Consider the following 16,938-nt stretch of genomic DNA (forward strand, 5'->3'; position numbering starts at 1 on the left):
AGTGGTAATTTGTGGGTGTTACTCGGCAGTAGCTGCTTCGGAAGTAACCTCTGGCTCGGTAGCGGCACCTTCGCCGTCGGCGCCATCGGCATCCTCACTCTTCGCCGTGCGGGTCTTGGCAACAAGAGCCACCACGACATCGTCGTTCAGGGAAGGTGTCACCCCCTCCGGGAAGGTCATATCACCAATGTGAAGGGCATCACCAATCTGAAGGTGGGTGACCTCGGCGGTGATACTTTCCGGAAGATCCTTGGGAAGACAGCTGACCTCGAGGCTGTGAAGCTGCTGCTCGAGCAGACCGCCGGCATGAACACCGGCAGCTTCGCCAGTGAGCTCCAGGGGAAGGTTGGCATGAATTGATGTGTTCTCGTTAACAGCAAGGAAGTCAACATGCACAATCTCACGGGAAATCGCGTTGTGTTGCACGTCCTGAAGGAACGCCAGCTGGGTGCCGACCCCTACGACATCGAGGTTAACGAGGATACTGTCGGATGCCGCGTGATGCAACATATCGGCGAGTGTCTTTGCGTGGACCTTGATGTTTCTGTTTTCGGAGCCCCCGCCGTAGATAACGGAAGGAACGAAGCCTTCGCGACGCATTTGCTTAAGAACGCCGGACCCTGTGCGGTTGCGTTCTTCTGCTTGTAAAGTTTGTGGTTTAGCCATTGTATTTTGGTACTTGAATTGTGAGTTTTCGGATGAAGGAGCAGGACCGGGATTTACCGACGGCGGGTAGTTGAGTGAGTAGCCAGCGTTTCCCGGGGGCGGGTCTTTACCACTTTATGCCTCAATGTCAAAGAGAGAAGTGACAGATTTACCATCATGGATCCGGCGGATGGCATCCCCCATCAGTCCGGCAATGGATACGGCGGTCACCTTTTCCCCGTATGCCATGGGTACGGAGTCCGTGGTGATCAACTCGGTGATCGAGGACTCGGCAATCCGCTTACGTCCCATGTCACCTAAAACGCCGTGTGAAACACCGGCGTAGATGCTCTTGGCTCCGTGTTTCTCAAGGATTTTCGCAGCGGCGCAAAGGGTGCCTGCGGTTTCGGTCATATCATCGACCAGCAGGACATTCCGGCCTGCGACATCGCCGATGACGTTCATCGCCTCCACCTTGGTGGCACTGACGCGGTGCTTGGCGACAATGGCGAGCTCCGCGCCGAGCTTGTCGGCATAGGACCGGGCCATTTTCACACCACCGACATCAGGGGAAACCACGGTCAGGTTACTGGCGTCATCACCGTGCTTTTCCCGCAGGTGCTTGATGAAGACGGGTTTGGCGTAGAGATGGTCTACCGGGATATCGAAAAACCCCTGGATCTGGGCGGCGTGCAAATCCATCGTGAGGACGCGGTCCACGCCGGCGGCTGATATGAGATTGGCCACCAGCTTGGCCGTGATCGGCACCCGGGGCTGGTCTTTACGGTCCTGACGGGCATACCCGAAGAACGGCATCACGGCCGTGATGCGGCCCGCACTGGCCCTTTTCGCCGCATCCACCATAATGAGCATTTCCATCAAGTTATGATTGGTCGGAGGACACGTCGGCTGGATCAGGTAGACGTCCTCCCCGCGGATATTTTCGTTGATTTGAACAAATGTCTCCCCGTCGGGAAATGATGTCACGTTAACGTCCGCCAACTCGTGGCCCAGACGGGCTGCGATCTTTACTGCGAGCTTCTGGTGTGCATTGCCGCTTAATATTTTCATGGAATTGCAAGTTATTGCTATGAGCAATGGTTGTTGCTGTGATCGAAAACTGCTCTCTGAGCAACCTCGCGCGTGAGTGTGGATTCAGATTCCGTAATGACAACCCCAAAGACCTGACATGGGTAAAAAATCACCATCCCGGCACCTTCACTACTTCGCGCCCTTGCCAAAGAGGACGGCGGGAACGGTCATGACCAGTAGTTTCACATCCAGCCAAAGCGACCAGTTGTCGATGTAAGCGAGATCCATTTCCACCCAGTCTTCCCAGTCCGTGATCGTGTTTCTGCCACCAGCCTGCCATGTGCAGGTGATGCCCGGCTTGACACTGAGCCTGCGACGGTGCTCCGATTTTTCAAACTCCTTCACCTCGTAAACCGGGAGAGGCCGCGGCCCCACCAGGCTCATGTCCCCCGTAAGCACATTGAGCATCTGCGGGAGTTCATCGATACTCCACTTCCTGAGAAAACGGGCGAAGGGGAAAACACGGGGGTCGTTTTCCAACTTGAACACCGGCCCGCTCATTTCATTACCCATTTCCTCTTTCACTTCCGCCAGCTTCGCCTCGGCATCAGGAACCATGGTTCTGAATTTCCACATTTTAAACGGCTTGCCATACTTGCCGGCACGATCCTGACGGAAGAAAGCGGGTGCCCCGGGGCTGGTGAGTTTGATACCCACATAGGCGAACAGCCAGATAGGCGAGGTGCAGAGGATGAACAGAAATGCACCGATACGGTCCATGGCGGCTTTTGCCAGGAGCGCCCAGGACAGCTCCGGCGTGGCACGAAGCACCAGCATCGGCTTGCCCCCCAGGTTATCAAACGTCGGTCGCGATACCTGGGTGCGAATAAACCCGGCCGACACCCATGCCTCGATACCCTGTTTCTCGCACAGCTCCACGGTCCTCGAAATCTGACGGAATGCCGTATGCTTTGCCGCGATAACAACCCGCTCAACTGGCTCATCGGTCAGGATTCTTTCCAAGGCATTCAAGTCACCCTCATTCAAATCAAACTTATAGACGACCTGCCAGTAATCGGTGACCTCGTTCGGCATGGCTTCCAGTAACTCATCGATGTCCTCGGGCTCACCAGCCAGCACAACGCGCTCCCGGTTCCCCTCTTCAAGCGCAGCCTTTTTCAAGGTTGCCCTGACGATCCCGTCCCGTATCAGTAACAATACGGCTGATAGGAAAAAAGCGACCGAGAGCACCAATCGACTCGATGGCGCCATCTTGAAAAAGACCACCATCACGGCCACGGCCACACCGATCAACAAAATGCAGCGGAACATCTGCGCCACCGACTGCGCCACCGTCTTGCGCATCATGTTCCGGTAAAACCCGAACATCTCCAAAATCAGGGGCGTAAAAGGCACCACGATGAACAGGAGCCAGGAAATCTCGGACAAGCCAAGCTCCTGCCCCTCAGTCATACCGAACAGGGGCCGAAGGGTCGGGCGCAACTTGTCACCCACCCAGAATGCCACAAATACGAGAAAGGCGTCACACAACTGTAGCGCTTGGATAGAGAACTGTTCCCGCTGTTTGGATCCTAACATAATTGAATTTTCCAGGACGAATACAATCTATAATCACTGACGCCCCCCCCGACTGCCTGCTTATCCCACTATTCGATCTTTTTATCAATCACCAAGGGTGACAACTGGCGGATGAAGTCCTCCAGCATTTGCTCGGACTGCTCCAGGGTAAATACGCCCGGGCCCTCCAAGAGCCCCTGGTCAGCATAGACCTGGGTCACGGGCATCGAAAATGTGGCGTAGGCCCACTGCTGGTCGTAGCCCTTGAACAGACGGTCCTTCATATCCTGCAACGTCCTCCCGTAATGGTCCTCGGTAATCGCGGTGTGCCCAAAAAACGTATAATACTGCACACGCATCGTTTTAATGGTTTTGCCATTTTCCAGTTTAACCGACTGTTCACAAACAATCTCCCGAAACGGCAAATCAGAGCCATCCGGCAAAGCCCCCTTGATCACAACCTTCCTCTGCTTGGTAAAATTCCATCCTTGCGACTGCAGACAGCGCTCGGGCCGGTGAATACTGTTGTTCAGGTCCTTTCCGGAAAACACCACGGACACCTCGACCGCTGGCTGGTAGGGGTTGTCGTTGTTCACATACTGCGCCCTTTCAAACTCGGTATCCTTGGCCAGTATTTGTAATTCCTTACCCGTGATCTCAACCCGCTTCCCCGTCATCGAGGCAAACTGCATCGGCAGGTGACGCGCGAGCCGGGAGGGTTTCATCGAGCCGGACTTGGGCAGCAGCCAGATCATCGAAAAACCCACCGCCATAAATGCGGCTAGTATGTAGAGACGCTTGACGACGCCGGTCTTGGAATCTTTAAATCGAGAAGTCTTGAAGTCCTGAAGGTCGGAAGTCGGGTAGTCGGGAAGGTCGGAGGTCATAAGATGGGTTGAAGAGTTGAGATGAGCCTTGGGGCTCGGTTGAAGAGTTGAAGGGTTGAAGTGAGAGCCTTGCGGCTCGGTTGAAGGGTTGAAGGAGTTGAAATGAGCCTTGCGGCTTGGTTGAAGGATCGTTCAACGTCTCGCAGAGACATTCAACATTTGCGCAGCAAATATTCAACGCCCGAAGGGCATTCAACAAGCCTCCAGCTTATTCAACTCGCCGCGTCCTAACCACCTTTCGGTTACTCTTCCAATTGAGTAATTTGTCGATCATAAACAGTCCCGCCAGAGCGATGGGGAAAAAGAACAACAGGCCGGCCCAGTCATGGTAAGCACCGGCAGCGAATTTGCTGAATCCCATATTGGCGAGTACCAGAATGGTAAAGATACGGAAGAAATTGGCCACCAGGGCGAGCGGCAACGCACAAGCAAACAGAACGGCCATTTTCCACAACGACTTCTGGGTGAAGTAAGCATAGATCGCTGAGATCATCACCAACGCCATCAACGACCTGATCCCGCTACATCCCTCCGCAATATCCAGGTCATCCCAGGACCCACTCGCGGGCCGGATGGTCGTCCCCGAGTTGATCAAGTCCATGCCGCAAAACGTCCCCACATGATAACAGGATTTGGTCACCGCGATCTGCAGCACGTTGGTGGCCTGCTGAAGACCGGGAACAGATAGTGCAAAATACCAAAAAAATGCCGGAAACAACATATGACGGGCAACCTTCCAGCCATATACATACATCACGCTACCCACGATTAGAAACGGCAAACCTATCAGTGGCAATCTGGGCTGAAGCGTCCTGACCGAAGCCACAAACAAGAGAACGGCAAACAGGACCCCTAACAACCCCAACACAGAGCCCTTGACCGACTCCAATGCCATCTTTGGCCAAGCTCGATAAACAAAGAACACAAACAGGAAGGGAACCGCCCAGCCATGGACAAAGTCTTTTTTCCAAGCGTCCGCTATGTAAAGAATCAAACGATCCTTGGACGTTGAGCTGTTCGGGTAAATTGGAATAATCAGCCAGTAAACCAGTATGACGGTTGCAATCAAGGCTACCGGAAGGATGTAATTTTTATATCGTACTTTGTCCATGTTGATGATTTTCGCCAGGTGAGGGTTAGCTGGTAAGAGACCTCTTCCGGTCCATTGCGTCCATCTCTTTTTTCGAAGAGAGTATATAAACTATGATAATGATGAAAATACCCGCGCTGTAGATGATAATGAATTCCCAGAACCAACCGACAATCCACGCAACTGAAATACCCAAACGATAAATCGGCTCATCGATGTATATTCCCACAGCCTTTTTCACCCGCCACCACAGACTGTGGGTTCTTGGGTCCTCCCTGGTCCTGTCGGCCTTGTAAACAACGAGTTCCTTGAGCCACATCCAGACGCTGAGTGTCACCCTGAGGAATAAGACGCAGAGAAGCACCCGCAGGGTGTAATCCGGTCGCCCCTCGATGTAGGGATAATAATAATGCCCTGCGGCAAATGCCATCACACAGGGGAACATCATGCCTGAACCCAGATCCGAGATCTTATCCATCAACACACCAAAACTACTCCCCTGCCCCGTCACCCGGGCCAACGGGCCATCGGCACAGTCAAAGACATAACCCAGTTGCAACCCCATGATCAACACAGGCCCTGACCACACGTTGCCGCGTCCCATGTAAAACACCAGCAAGGTCGTCAGGATCGTGATCGCTGCCGACATAAGCGATATGACATTGGGACTCACCCGGAGTCTCGATGCCCATAGCGCGACATACGCACCCAGACGATAGCTGACATGAAGTGTAAACCACATCGACTGCCGGCCGCGCATAGCCCAAAAATCCTGATAAGTGTATTTTTTACGCGCTATCATAATAAATCTCCCATCCTGGGTACCGTTAAACCAATGACTGATCCTTGATCAAGGATCGATACAAACCAATCATACGATGGGCATTCCTTCCCCAACTATATTCCTCGTTCACCCTTCGTCTAGCAGCAATTCCGTGTGCTGCAAGCATGTCCGGATTTTCAAGGTAGAACTTTACCCCTTCCTGCAATGCCTCTACCACATCCAATTTCGGGCCGAGGGTGACAACTCTACCACACTGCTCCGTCACTGAAACACCCGGGCCCCCCGCCCCCAGACAAATCACCGGCAAACCCGCCCTCATCGCCTCGATCACCACCATGCCACCTGAATCGTGGAGACTTGGGAAAAAGAATACGTCATAGGCAGCATACTTCTCCAGCAGCTCGTCACGCGCCAACGACCCTAACAACTCAACCCGCTTGTCAAGCTTCCGACGCTTTAGAAGATTCTCAAAAGCCGCACGATCCGCCCCCACTCCAACGCAGCACAGGGTAACGTTTTCCGGCAGGGACTCCATCGCCATGGCGGCTAGCTCCAGCCCCTTCCAATAAAGAAGGTTACCAACAAACAACAGTTTCAAGCCTCCATCACGGGCATCGACCCGATCACCTCCAGGAGCACTCTGCAGCTGCTCAGGGTGCATTCCGATATTCGGAAAAACCAGACTGCTGACACCCCACCTGGCAAAGATGTGTTGCATTTCCCTGGTGCACGACAAGGTAAGCCCGGCACTCTTGTATCGCGCCAATCCCAAGCCATACTTCTCATGCACCGATGTGATGAGGTTTCTAACAATCTCGCGAAGACGTATTCCAGGCTCTCCCTCTGGCAGCAGATGCGGTGGAAACATTTCACAGCCACCCACCGGCCCGACCACTGAGGGTATGCCATGCCCGGTGACAGAAAACGGCATTCGGAAAGAGCCCAGCGTCAGGTGATGCAGGATGTGATAATCATTTTCATGAACCATGGCCCGTATCCTTTTTTTTATACGGATTTGCCATAGCAGCAGACGAACAAGCACCCCCACTTTACTTTTTGCCTTACGATTCAAGCGCGCTGAAAACGATGACACCTGCTCGTACACAAATTGAGCTGCAACCGGCTGTTCGCGGGTTTGATACGACTCAATCCCCGCCCGGTTACAGGTCGTGGTCAGCACGGTAAGCTCACAAACGCCTGATAAAGCCCGCACCCAGCCCCAACCAATCCCAGGCTCCGAGCCCTGGTCTGGCGAACACGCGAAGACTGTGACCAGCACCTTGAGCCGTGGCGGGTTCTGAGACAATTCCGCCATGATGTTAATTGGGTTTGATTCCCGTTTGCTCCAGGAACTCAATCACCTTGTTCACCGCGGCTAGCTGCTCGGCGAAACCTTTTTCGACGTCATCCTTCATCATGCCCTGGTGCTGAAGCAACTGGGCTCTCGACTTCAGCATCAGCCGGTAAGCCTGCTGCGGCTGGCGCTGGTACCAGATGTGGCGGCCATGGTCGTAGAGGTGCTGACCATAGTAAAAATTCATTTTGCTATCACGCTGCCAGTTCACCCAGTTGACCTGTTCCCGCCCCTCGGCGAACAGCTGCTCGGCATCTTCAAAACGTTTTTGACTGTCTAGAAATCGCGCGTAGGTAATCAGCAAACGAGTGTATTGCACCACCCATTGTTTGTTCTGATAGAAATAGGCATATTCGTAACTCTTTGAATATAACTCTTTGGCTCGTACAAAATGCGCTTCGGCCGCCTCATTGTTTCCGCTGCGCCACTCCTTGCCGGCCCACTGCTGTTGCAACGAGGCCCAGCGTGAATGCATGCGGAACCATCGCTCCCGCGCCTTGGCCATTTCAGAGGCTTTTGAATAGGCCTGGTCTGCCTGTTGATACTGCTTTGCCCTGCCATACATATCAGCCAGGTTAATCCACGGAATGGGATTGAATGGGTTGCGCTCAATCGATGCCTGATAGGCGGTCTTGGCCCGCTCCGTCATGGCCTCCTTATCCGCACCCGACAAGTCATTTGCCTCAAGTTGATAGAGGGTGGCCAAGCGTTGATATCGATTAAAATCAGGGACTCTGGCCACCGATTCCTCCAGGGCGGGAATCCACTGGTCGCGCGGCACGGCCTGGGGATCCCACTCCCCGTCCTCCTTGGCTATTCTGGCTTCAAGCAGCGGCACGCCCCCCCAAAGCTGCCATGCCCCCAGCCCCGTAGCGCCCAGCGCCAAAACCATCGTCACAGCAGCCAGACACCAACTGCCTATTCTGGACTTCCTAACTTCTTGACTCCCGAACTCCCCGGCTCCCCGCCCCCCCCACTTTACCACCGGCAGGACCCAAACCACACAGCAGACCAGCAGCAACAGGTTTGCCAGCAAATGCGTTCTAAAATCAAAGGTAACATGCACCGCCATCGCCACCATACCGCAGACCCCCGCGATGCTCAGAGCCATCGCATTGGACCCCTGCGAGAAACCATCCTCGCCCACCTGGTTGGAAAGCGTCCGGATTTGCCGCACCCCCACCACCAGATGCCAGGCAAGTAAGGCCAGCACCAGGAGTAAGCCGATCAACCCGTAGTCAGCCAGCACTTGCAAATACTCATTATGGACAAACTCCGGATTGGCCTCGCTGGTCGGCAAGTTCGGACTCCAATACCGGTTGGCTAAATAAGAATAACTGCGGCTGCCGGCACCCACGATCGGATAGTCGGCCCACTGCTCAGCCGCCATCGACCAAAATGGCATCCGGACTCCGGAATCGAACATCATTTCCGATGCCTTCTCCGTGCTGTCATGGGCACGGTTTTGAAACACCCAAACGCCACCGGCCAGTGATGCTAACAAACCCACCGCAGCCAGCGTAGAAATAATGACATTGCCCCGCCGCCGAATGCTCGATTTCTGGTGCGCCAGGGAAACGATCAATAAAATTGCCAGAACGATCAAGGAAACGATCAAACTCAGCGCCGCCGATCTCGACTGCGACCACAGCGCCAGGGCCAGCGCCGCACAGCCTAACACCAACAAGCCCACCTTCGCAGTCTTGGCAAAACGGCCCCATGCCCCCAGGCTCAGGCAGAGCAGTCCTGCGATCACCATGAAGTTGGCAAAGCTGCCGTAGTAACCATACATGCCGGTGACACGGTCGCCACTCGCCGCCACCGACGAGGTAAAGTAGAAGGACAACGAATATCCATCGGACCCGGAGAGCTGTATCAGCGCGGCTCCGGTATGGAGCAGTAGCAGCAAGACCACCACCCACGCCAGACCCTGCCTGAATCCGGCAGCCGGTCTCCCGGCGAGACCGAAGCCTGCGACCAGATAAAGGATGCCTGCGGGCAAAATAAGCATCAGATCCTGAACCCCCAGATCCCGCACCGGCGACATCGCTGCCCGAGTGGCGAAGTAGCCAATCACCACCGTCGCGAGCACCAGCAGCCCTTTCGCCGGCAACACTCTGCCCGGTCTGAACAACAAGGTCAGCGCCGCACAACACGCCGCTGCACCGAGAAAAATCACCGCCGGTGCCTGTAACGGCACACTCAAGGTAATTCCGACAAGCCCTGCGGCCAGCAATGCGAGATAAACGATGGATGTGGTCATTCGGTTCAAAACAATCAACTTTAAATTCAACTCCGGCTGAGGCTCCCCGGCTCACCAGCATCCAACACACTCCTGAACGCCGCCTCCATGGCTCCCACAAAGGCACCACGCGTGTAATGCTGCAAGTAATGAGCGCGCGCAGTCTGGCCCATTTCCAAGCGCAGTTCCGCATTGCCCGCCAAGCTCCTCAGCGCCTCGGCGTACTGTTCCGGCGCATGGATGTCCAGCAGCATCGCCGCCCCGCTGTCACCCACCAGCTGGGGAATTCCGCGCCAGTTGGTACTCACCACCGGAAGCCCGAAGGCCATGGCCTCGATCAAGACCAAGGGAAAATTTTCCGCTTCATAATGCGACGGGAAGATAAACACATCGGCATCCGCATACGCCTGCCACTTTTCAGCGCCTTTCATCGGCCCCGGGAAACGAACAAAATCAGTCAGTTGCGCATCAGCCACCAGCTTCTCGGCTTCTTTTCGAAATGCATCGGACGACCACGCACCGACCATCTCGACATGAAACCGGCAGCCCTGGCTCCGTGCCATCTTGGCGGCCCTGATGACATCCAGCACCCCCTTCCCCTCATTCAGGGCGCCTAAAAAGAGCACGCGCAGCTCGGCATCCGAGGTCCGGCTTCTGGGCAAAGGCTCCACATCCAAACCATTTGACACATGGATGGTTTTATGGGCGCTGAACAAGCGTCCTGGAGAATGTTCCGTCTTACTGATTTCAACGCTGAGATCCGCGCCGGAGTAAACTTGCCTGGCAAGCTTGCCCAGCAGCCCCGCCGTCTCCAAGTACTCCGGTAGGCCTCCGGCATGATAGTGAAACACGGTCTTGGGAAACAGCCATCTCACGGCGCCAAGATAGATAATGTCCCTGATCACGGGCGTCCTATTGGCACTTGCAGGCAGATAGTAGAGAATCTGTGGCCGCTTACTCAGGGCCATCCACCAGGTCTTCAGAATGAGTCCTAACAGATGAATCACCTTGCCAAGGCCGGCCTTGCCCACGGCGTCAATGGTATCGCTATATGCCATGCGCAGCCGCTCCACCTTCAACCCGTCCCATCTGTGGTCAAACAACATGCCGGTCACCACAGACTGGCCGTGAAATGGCGGCGGCGTCTGCCCGACCAATAGAATATCTGCTTGTTGACTCATACTTTCATCCACTCCACCAGGAGCTCTTCACGATCAAAACCTCCGATCCACGCGGAGTATGCCAGATAGCTGCCTAACCAGCACTCGACATCTGACCCCCAGCCTGCAGTTGCCAGAAAATCCCTGCCGGCGTTCGATTTCGCCCATTCCCGGCAGATATCCAGCACCTTGGCCGGATTGTGATGGTCTACCAAGGTCGCGCTTTGAATCATGTAGTGCAGCCAGTCCCAGCCAGCCGGCCCATGAGCGCAGCCAGACTCCCAGTCCATCACAGCCACCGTGCCCTCGGACGACACCTTGATATTCCAAGGAGCGAAGTCGCCGTGAAACAAACCGACCTGCACCTGTTTGTTCGCCACTGTTTCAAGCTGGCTCCAGAGACCGCCGACATTGTGGGCCGCTGCGTAACCAACCATCTCCTGCCATTGTCTAGTCTGATGCAGTGCCTCTCGCTGACTGTTTTTCAGCCAATGATTCAAAACGTCGAGAACCTTGGCATCGTCCACCTTACGTGGGGATTTTCCATACAGATACCGGGTTGCATAGGACGCCCATTGCTCCGAGACATCGTGGCTAACCACTACGGGGATCGCTCTATTCCCGGGAGGCAGCTCCTTGATGATCCCAAGCTCTCTGATCACCGATGCCCGTGCGCCACCATGCAAACCCAGTTTGTCCACCAGCAATTGATCCTTTTTCCGATACACGATAATCACACGCCGACTTGCGGATTCCGGGTTTCCTAACAGGTAACCTATGGAATCCGACTGCTCCAACATCGATGCCATCGGACTTTCCGAGCGCACAGTGAGTTTGATTTTTGGTAATAATACATGGCACCGGAACCTGAGCATCATCCCGACCAACCAGACCAGCACCCTGGCACGGGTCGCCTGGGGATGGTAAAGCCCCAGTGTCGCACCCGCAGCACTGGCATCACGCGGCAAGGCGAGCAACAAGTATCCATGGCGCTTGATACAAAAGAAATCGAGTTCAGCCAGGATCTCCCCGTGCCCTTCTAACGCCTTGGCCAGCTCACTGTCGTTGGTACTGTTCATTATTTCAACTTCACCGGTCGATGCATAAGCTTGAGCCCCCCCTTCAGGGCCCTGAAAAAATACGCCAGTATGCAGTCCACTACGGAATTTAAATTCTCACACCGAAACAGCCTGAGCCCGTACGTCCGACGGATCGCGCGCGATTCGGCATACTGCAGCTGCAAGCTCAATGCCTGGTCGATACCGTCTTTGCCCAGATGTTTCTGGCTGATGTTCTCACCGTGCAGGCGGAAATCAGCCAGCACACATGGCAGGTAAACAAACTTTTTCCCGAGCGATGCCAGACGGTTGTAGTACTCGCCGTCCATCACGCATTTGAACCGGTCATTCAACAACAATCCCTCGTCCATTATACTCGACCTTCTGAAAAATGTCGCGGTCGAGCCTATGTAACATCCGTAATGGGCCAGCATCAGTTTGCGGAATGGGAACAAAGACATCGTGCGCATGAACTTGCCGTCACCATCGATGAAATCCCATGCCCCGTAGATCACATCGGTCTCCGGCTTGCTCTCTGCAAATCGCTTCACCGCAGCCAAGGCGCCGGGTTTCAGTCGGTCATCGGTATTGAGCCACATCACCCACTTCCCTTGGGCTGCCTTGAATCCCTTGTTGATGGCATCGCTCATGCCTCTGTCCGGCTCCACCGTGAGCTTTACACCGTCATATTCCCTGATGATATCCAGCGTCCCATCGGTGGAGCCGGCATCAAAGATCAAATGCTCCAATGTCACCCCGTTCTGAGCCTGGGCCACCACACTGTCCAGCATCTCGCGGATGTACTGGTGGTAGTTGTAACTCGCTGTGACGATGGTGAAATCTACGCTTTGTTCTGACACCTCTTGCTCCTTCCGATTACGCGTTGATAGATTTCCTTCATCTTGATTGCTTTTTTCTCCCAGGTGTATTCTTCGAGAATGCGTTCCCGCCCATGCCTCCCCAATACGTGACGCAGGTTGGCATCTCTTGCCAGCTTGACAATACCGGCGGCCATGCCGTCCACGGTTTCCTGCAACGTCCCTGGCGACACCCGAATGGCGGTGCGGTCTGTGGTCATATCCCCTGCGCCCTGATGATTGATGCAAACAACAGGTTTACTCATGCTCATTGCCTCGAGAACCACATTCCCTGAGGTATCCTTGATACTGCTGAAAACCATGAGGTCTGCCGTTCGCATCCGGGCCCGGGTTTCCTCCAAGGGTAATGCGCCGTGGAAGGTAACATTCTGTTCAAGTCCCAGCGCAGCCACTTCTGACCTCGCTTTTTCAAGCCCACTACCTGTGCCCACGATATCAATCTGCAAGTCGCACTCATTCGATAACTCAGCCCGGGCTTGGCCAAAGGCACGAACGGCGATGCCAAGCGCCTTCCATGGCTCAATCGCACCCACCCAGATTATGCGCATGCTGTCCTCGGCACGGGACCTGTCGGTTACTTCCGCCTCCACTTCGGATGCCATCACCCCGGTCTCTAGCAGGCGATTTGTCTTCTCCGGATACCTGGCTGCCAGATAGGCTTCGGTCTCGCTATTCGCACAGAGAATGCATGCCGCGCGGCGGAATGACATCCGCAGCCAGGGGAGCATACTCCAGTTGCGGATGAGCCACCCCCTCAGGTTTTCTTTCCAAATCGCCCTGCCATAGAGCGCTTTATATTCCCGGGCTACACATGAAGTCCCACCCAACGGGCCCAATATCACAGGTGTCGATCGCGCCCACCAAAATCCAGGCGACATCATTGAGTTGAAGGTCACATGATGCACTAAATCAAAGTCCTTCAGCTTCTTTCGCATCAACAGGGACACGCCGATCTGCCAGACAAGATAAAACGCTTGTACAGGTAACAGCTTTCTCTGCTTGGCAAACAGCATGATGCGTGGCGGGTCGTGGTAAATAAACTCCGGTGGAGCCCACCTTGTATCTGCACGTTGCTCACGAAACCAGCCTTCGATGACCGGCCTGTTGTTCGACCTTGTGATGACGGTGACATCGACATGTCTGGACATCGACATCGCCCAGTTCCAGCCCACCCCTGGCTCAGAACCCCGGCATGGTTCACAGGCGTAGGCCGACATCAATACCTTTGGCCTCATTGCTTCTTGCTCCATCTTCTTTAAAATGGATTAGTTCACGCTTTCACTCAAATTGAGCGCGTCCAGCACCTCATGGCAGGATTGGGCCACCGTGCCGCCCGTATCGATCCATACAGCTCTCTCATTTCCCGAGCAAAGGGCGCGGAGTTCGTCAATCTGCCGGCTTACCTCCTCCAGTGAAGTCTCCGGTTTCCGCTCAAAAATCACCTCCGGCTCGGCACCCAGGCAAAACACCTTGTCCGGCTCGGGAACAAGACGAAGCATGCCCGTGAGTATCCAGCGCGGCAGGGCAATCCGCATGCGTCGTGGGTCGACGAGAAAGTCATAACAGTAACGGTCAAAGATGATCACTTGCTTCGGCTTTTTGAGCTTCGGTCGAACCACGGACCAATACCCCACCGTGTAATCAAGAGTGTAATAACAGAGACGGAACAACGACCCGAGAAAACCGCTTGGCGGCAGGGCATGCGGTTCAGTCACCACCCCGGCATCCGGTGCCTTTTTTTGACCTTTCAGGACTCCAAGGTCAGGGAGCCAGTGTGGACGCAGGTGTGAGTAATCCGTCTTATATCCGTAATTTTTCTCCAGCTCGCCGGTCAATGCATCGATCACCGTGGTTTTTCCTGATCCGTCGGTTCCGAGGATCGCTATACAAATTGATTTCATCCTACGCTATTGATTGAGCCATCGCCGGCACGTCCTGCCCGCCATGCGTTCCCTGACAGCGAGAACCTGGTCGAGTATCCACTGGCGAGCGATCTCCTGATCCGGACCCAGCACTGATCCTTCTATCTTCAAGTCCACCCCGAATCGCCGCGGTACCACCGCTGGCCAGACAGCTGTCCCGGCGCGAGATAGAATCAAGGTCGATTTAATCTTTGCCAGCACCAAATCCTTACAGGACACGCCATGGTCTCCGGGGGCAATCACCCAGGTATTGCGGCAGGTATCGTGCAATGCCCTCTCCAGCATCTCCGCTGTGCGCATATACTCAGGGTCACTCGCCGCACTGATTTCGATGTGAAATCCCGTCGGCTGCATGACTCTCCTGAGCTTTCTGGCCAACTCGAACCAGCTTGAACCACTTGCTCGGCCGATTTGTTGAGACCAGTCGGAGGAAAGAATATAACCAGCCGGGTCATCCAATAAAGCCGCTGGAGACAAGCATTTTTGCTGCGGCAAAAATCCCGCCATCCGGGTGCGGGCGGCATCATCCATACCCACCAACAGTTCCTGAACCCGCCCCATGACCTCCTCCGGCTTTTTTTTCTTGGCTGCGGCCTTGGTCAGCACATAGGCCAATTCCGCATCGTGATTCAACACCCAGAACTGTTTCTCTTCGTTAAACGTCCTATTCTCGATGAATATCTGGGACGGCACCTGGCGAATTCCCCTAACGGTGTAGTCACCACACACATCAAGCATGATCAAATCACCCACGGCACTTTTCGAAGCGCAGACACAAAAATACGCTGATTTCTCATGCTGAAATATCTGACAGAGCAACCAACCGCTCTGCTTACAGTAATCATTCAATAGGGGGATGATCCGGTGCAACTGCTGTTGCGGCACACAATAGTCGACATCCGATGCGATATGATCCGGATATTCTTGCCAGCTGTGCAAAATGACCGAAGGAATTCCATGCGCCTCAAGATACGACCAGTAGCCGTTGAAAAATTCCTCCTGTTTAAGACTTTCCATCTTGCACTACCTTCTTTCCGCGGTTGCTGAACAACTGGCTTAATCCGAACCGGCATTGCCTGAACGCAGAACCTGCGAGATATGCTGGTAATAGCTTGCCGGGGCGACCGGCTCATCCAACCAATCACCGAACCATTTTCCGAATTTCTGTGCGTCAAGAATGGTTTTCATCACACATGCTAGTTTTGATCTAGACTCATGATCCATTACGCCTATTTTGAATGAAAAGGTTTCATATTCCTCTTCACTAACAACTCGTATTGCACCTACCAACCCATTGGCGTCCAGAGTCTCTTTAAAGCCATCCATAAATCCCTCCCTGAGAACTACAATCGGTGTCCCTGAGTATAGGGCCTCATAAGATGACCGGGTCTGGACAGGGTTGCGACTGATAGTAATAAATGCGGCACACTTAAAAAACCATGGGATATTCTCTTTTCCAAATACATCAAAAAACCACTCCACATTAGGAAATTTATGCCTCTCTACTTCTTCATCAAATTCAGCATCCCTTGATGAGATAAAGAACCTATATTTCCATTTCTTACCATTGCGCGTGCTTGCATATCTAACAATATCAGCAATCCCCTTCTCATACCAACGACCACGGCCCAAGTAATTCAAAGATTCCTCGGCAAAATAAACCTGGGAAAAATCTACTTCATCGCAACCATCTAGAATGGCAGATTGCGGGCGACCCATCGGCATTTGTACACACTTCTGTGAACATAATTTTGAGTCTCTCATTTCAGCCTCTCCAGAAACTAAGTAATAGTCCACAAACGGACCTATCGCATACTTTTTAGTGAATATTGCGATTCTCTTTATCCACCCAGGAACTTTTCCCTTTTCCCAATTTCCCAAAGATTGCTGTTTTGTAAAGAAACCCCAAGTCCAACAAGCGATTATGCAGTTACGCGTCTTCCATTTCAACATTTTTGGCAATACCCACCTGAGCGGGTCAAAACCAGAGAAAATTACCATTGAGGCATCTAGATCTCTATGATCTACGATCATGTCCATTGATATTACTGATCTATCCTCTGACCAATTAAATCGATAGTAATTATTATAATCGGAGCCAATCACTGTATGATTAGACTGACTATAAATATTAATATCAGAAATCAGTGCCTGATTAACACCAGGAACCCCCACATTTGCCGAAATGTGGTTGCAGTAAATTATGATATTCTTACCCATCCTTTTACTTTAAGGGCCGCGCAATATTTTTTCTGTAAAAGTGGCTGATGGCTTTTGTTGAAGATTCGGTTTTTGTTTCTGTTTGTTT

Annotated in this window: 15 protein-coding genes; all 15 read right to left on the minus strand. The window is 53.6% G+C overall.

The genetic code is table 11. The annotated features are described in order from the left end of the window. Nucleotides 1–18: 18 nt before the first annotated feature. The 15 genes from H7A51_11040 to H7A51_11110 all read right to left on the minus strand — a co-directional run bounded on the left by H7A51_11040 (nucleotide 19) and on the right by H7A51_11110 (nucleotide 16,850). Nucleotides 19–666 (minus strand): 50S ribosomal protein L25, encoded by a 648-nt coding sequence (locus H7A51_11040; protein MCP5536748.1) that lies wholly within the window; start codon nucleotides 664–666, stop codon nucleotides 19–21. A gap of 114 nt (nucleotides 667–780) precedes the next feature. Next, nucleotides 781–1,716 (minus strand): ribose-phosphate pyrophosphokinase, encoded by a 936-nt coding sequence (locus tag H7A51_11045; GenBank protein ID MCP5536749.1) that lies wholly within the window; start codon nucleotides 1,714–1,716, stop codon nucleotides 781–783. 150 nt (nucleotides 1,717–1,866) lie between these two features. Continuing rightward, complete coding sequence (locus H7A51_11050) at nucleotides 1,867–3,276, minus strand: sugar transferase (protein ID MCP5536750.1); 1,410 nt, start codon at nucleotides 3,274–3,276, stop codon at nucleotides 1,867–1,869. Between the two features lie 68 nt (nucleotides 3,277–3,344). Next, the gene (locus H7A51_11055) at nucleotides 3,345–4,142 is read right to left on the minus strand and encodes an exosortase-associated EpsI family protein (protein ID MCP5536751.1); all 798 of its coding nucleotides are present in this window, start codon (nucleotides 4,140–4,142) and stop codon (nucleotides 3,345–3,347) included. A 208-nt stretch (nucleotides 4,143–4,350) separates the two neighbouring features. Then, entirely contained in the window at nucleotides 4,351–5,253 is a 903-nt protein-coding gene (locus H7A51_11060; GenBank protein ID MCP5536752.1) for an exosortase/archaeosortase family protein, read from the minus strand. 25 nt (nucleotides 5,254–5,278) lie between these two features. Beyond that, entirely contained in the window at nucleotides 5,279–5,881 is a 603-nt protein-coding gene (locus H7A51_11065) for a CDP-alcohol phosphatidyltransferase family protein (protein ID MCP5536753.1), read from the minus strand. A 178-nt stretch (nucleotides 5,882–6,059) separates the two neighbouring features. Continuing rightward, entirely contained in the window at nucleotides 6,060–7,196 is a 1,137-nt protein-coding gene (locus H7A51_11070) for a glycosyltransferase family 4 protein (GenBank protein MCP5536754.1), read from the minus strand. Nucleotides 7,197–7,335: 139 nt separating this feature from the next. Then, nucleotides 7,336–9,633 carry an O-antigen ligase family protein gene (locus H7A51_11075; GenBank protein MCP5536755.1) on the minus strand — a complete coding sequence of 766 codons (2,298 nt, stop codon included), beginning with the start codon at nucleotides 9,631–9,633 and terminating at the stop codon, nucleotides 7,336–7,338. 26 nt (nucleotides 9,634–9,659) lie between these two features. Further along, a complete protein-coding gene (locus H7A51_11080) occupies nucleotides 9,660–10,793 on the minus strand; it encodes a glycosyltransferase family 4 protein (GenBank protein MCP5536756.1) in 1,134 nt (377 codons plus the stop codon). After that, nucleotides 10,790–11,851 (minus strand): hypothetical protein, encoded by a 1,062-nt coding sequence (locus tag H7A51_11085; protein ID MCP5536757.1) that lies wholly within the window; start codon nucleotides 11,849–11,851, stop codon nucleotides 10,790–10,792. The genes H7A51_11080 and H7A51_11085 overlap by 4 nt, the downstream gene beginning before the upstream one ends. After that, nucleotides 11,851–12,690: a glycosyltransferase gene (locus tag H7A51_11090; GenBank protein MCP5536758.1), complete on the minus strand. Its 840-nt coding sequence runs from the start codon at nucleotides 12,688–12,690 to the stop codon at nucleotides 11,851–11,853. Before H7A51_11090 ends, H7A51_11085 begins: the two co-directional genes overlap by 1 nt. Next, on the minus strand, nucleotides 12,672–13,958 hold the full coding sequence (locus H7A51_11095; GenBank protein MCP5536759.1) for a glycosyltransferase: 1,287 nt from the start codon (nucleotides 13,956–13,958) through the stop codon (nucleotides 12,672–12,674). Before H7A51_11095 ends, H7A51_11090 begins: the two co-directional genes overlap by 19 nt. Before the next feature lie 15 nt (nucleotides 13,959–13,973). Continuing rightward, the gene (locus H7A51_11100) at nucleotides 13,974–14,609 is read right to left on the minus strand and encodes a hypothetical protein (protein ID MCP5536760.1); all 636 of its coding nucleotides are present in this window, start codon (nucleotides 14,607–14,609) and stop codon (nucleotides 13,974–13,976) included. 6 nt (nucleotides 14,610–14,615) lie between these two features. Further along, a complete protein-coding gene (locus H7A51_11105; protein ID MCP5536761.1) occupies nucleotides 14,616–15,515 on the minus strand; it encodes a hypothetical protein in 900 nt (299 codons plus the stop codon). 171 nt (nucleotides 15,516–15,686) lie between these two features. Continuing rightward, complete coding sequence (locus H7A51_11110) at nucleotides 15,687–16,850, minus strand: glycosyltransferase (protein MCP5536762.1); 1,164 nt, start codon at nucleotides 16,848–16,850, stop codon at nucleotides 15,687–15,689. Between the last annotated feature and the right edge of the window lie 88 nt (nucleotides 16,851–16,938).

The organism is Akkermansiaceae bacterium (genome assembly GCA_024233115.1).
Taxonomy (GTDB): domain Bacteria; phylum Verrucomicrobiota; class Verrucomicrobiia; order Verrucomicrobiales; family Akkermansiaceae; genus Oceaniferula.

Coding starts and splice junctions, on each gene's coding strand:
- H7A51_11075 (MCP5536755.1), bottom strand. CDS start 9,633: ATGACCACATCCATCGTTTATCTCGCATTGCTGGCCGCAGGGCTTGTC.
- H7A51_11065 (MCP5536753.1), bottom strand. CDS start 5,881: ATGTCGGCAGCGATCACGATCCTGACGACCTTGCTGGTGTTTTACATG.
- H7A51_11060 (MCP5536752.1), bottom strand. CDS start 5,253: ATGGACAAAGTACGATATAAAAATTACATCCTTCCGGTAGCCTTGATT.
- H7A51_11045 (MCP5536749.1), bottom strand. CDS start 1,716: ATGAAAATATTAAGCGGCAATGCACACCAGAAGCTCGCAGTAAAGATC.
- H7A51_11080 (MCP5536756.1), bottom strand. CDS start 10,793: ATGAGTCAACAAGCAGATATTCTATTGGTCGGGCAGACGCCGCCGCCA.
- H7A51_11050 (MCP5536750.1), bottom strand. CDS start 3,276: ATGTTAGGATCCAAACAGCGGGAACAGTTCTCTATCCAAGCGCTACAG.
- H7A51_11055 (MCP5536751.1), bottom strand. CDS start 4,142: ATGACCTCCGACCTTCCCGACTACCCGACTTCCGACCTTCAGGACTTC.
- H7A51_11040 (MCP5536748.1), bottom strand. CDS start 666: ATGGCTAAACCACAAACTTTACAAGCAGAAGAACGCAACCGCACAGGG.
- H7A51_11110 (MCP5536762.1), bottom strand. CDS start 16,850: ATGGGTAAGAATATCATAATTTACTGCAACCACATTTCGGCAAATGTG.
- H7A51_11095 (MCP5536759.1), bottom strand. CDS start 13,958: ATGGAGCAAGAAGCAATGAGGCCAAAGGTATTGATGTCGGCCTACGCC.
- H7A51_11100 (MCP5536760.1), bottom strand. CDS start 14,609: ATGAAATCAATTTGTATAGCGATCCTCGGAACCGACGGATCAGGAAAA.
- H7A51_11085 (MCP5536757.1), bottom strand. CDS start 11,851: ATGAACAGTACCAACGACAGTGAGCTGGCCAAGGCGTTAGAAGGGCAC.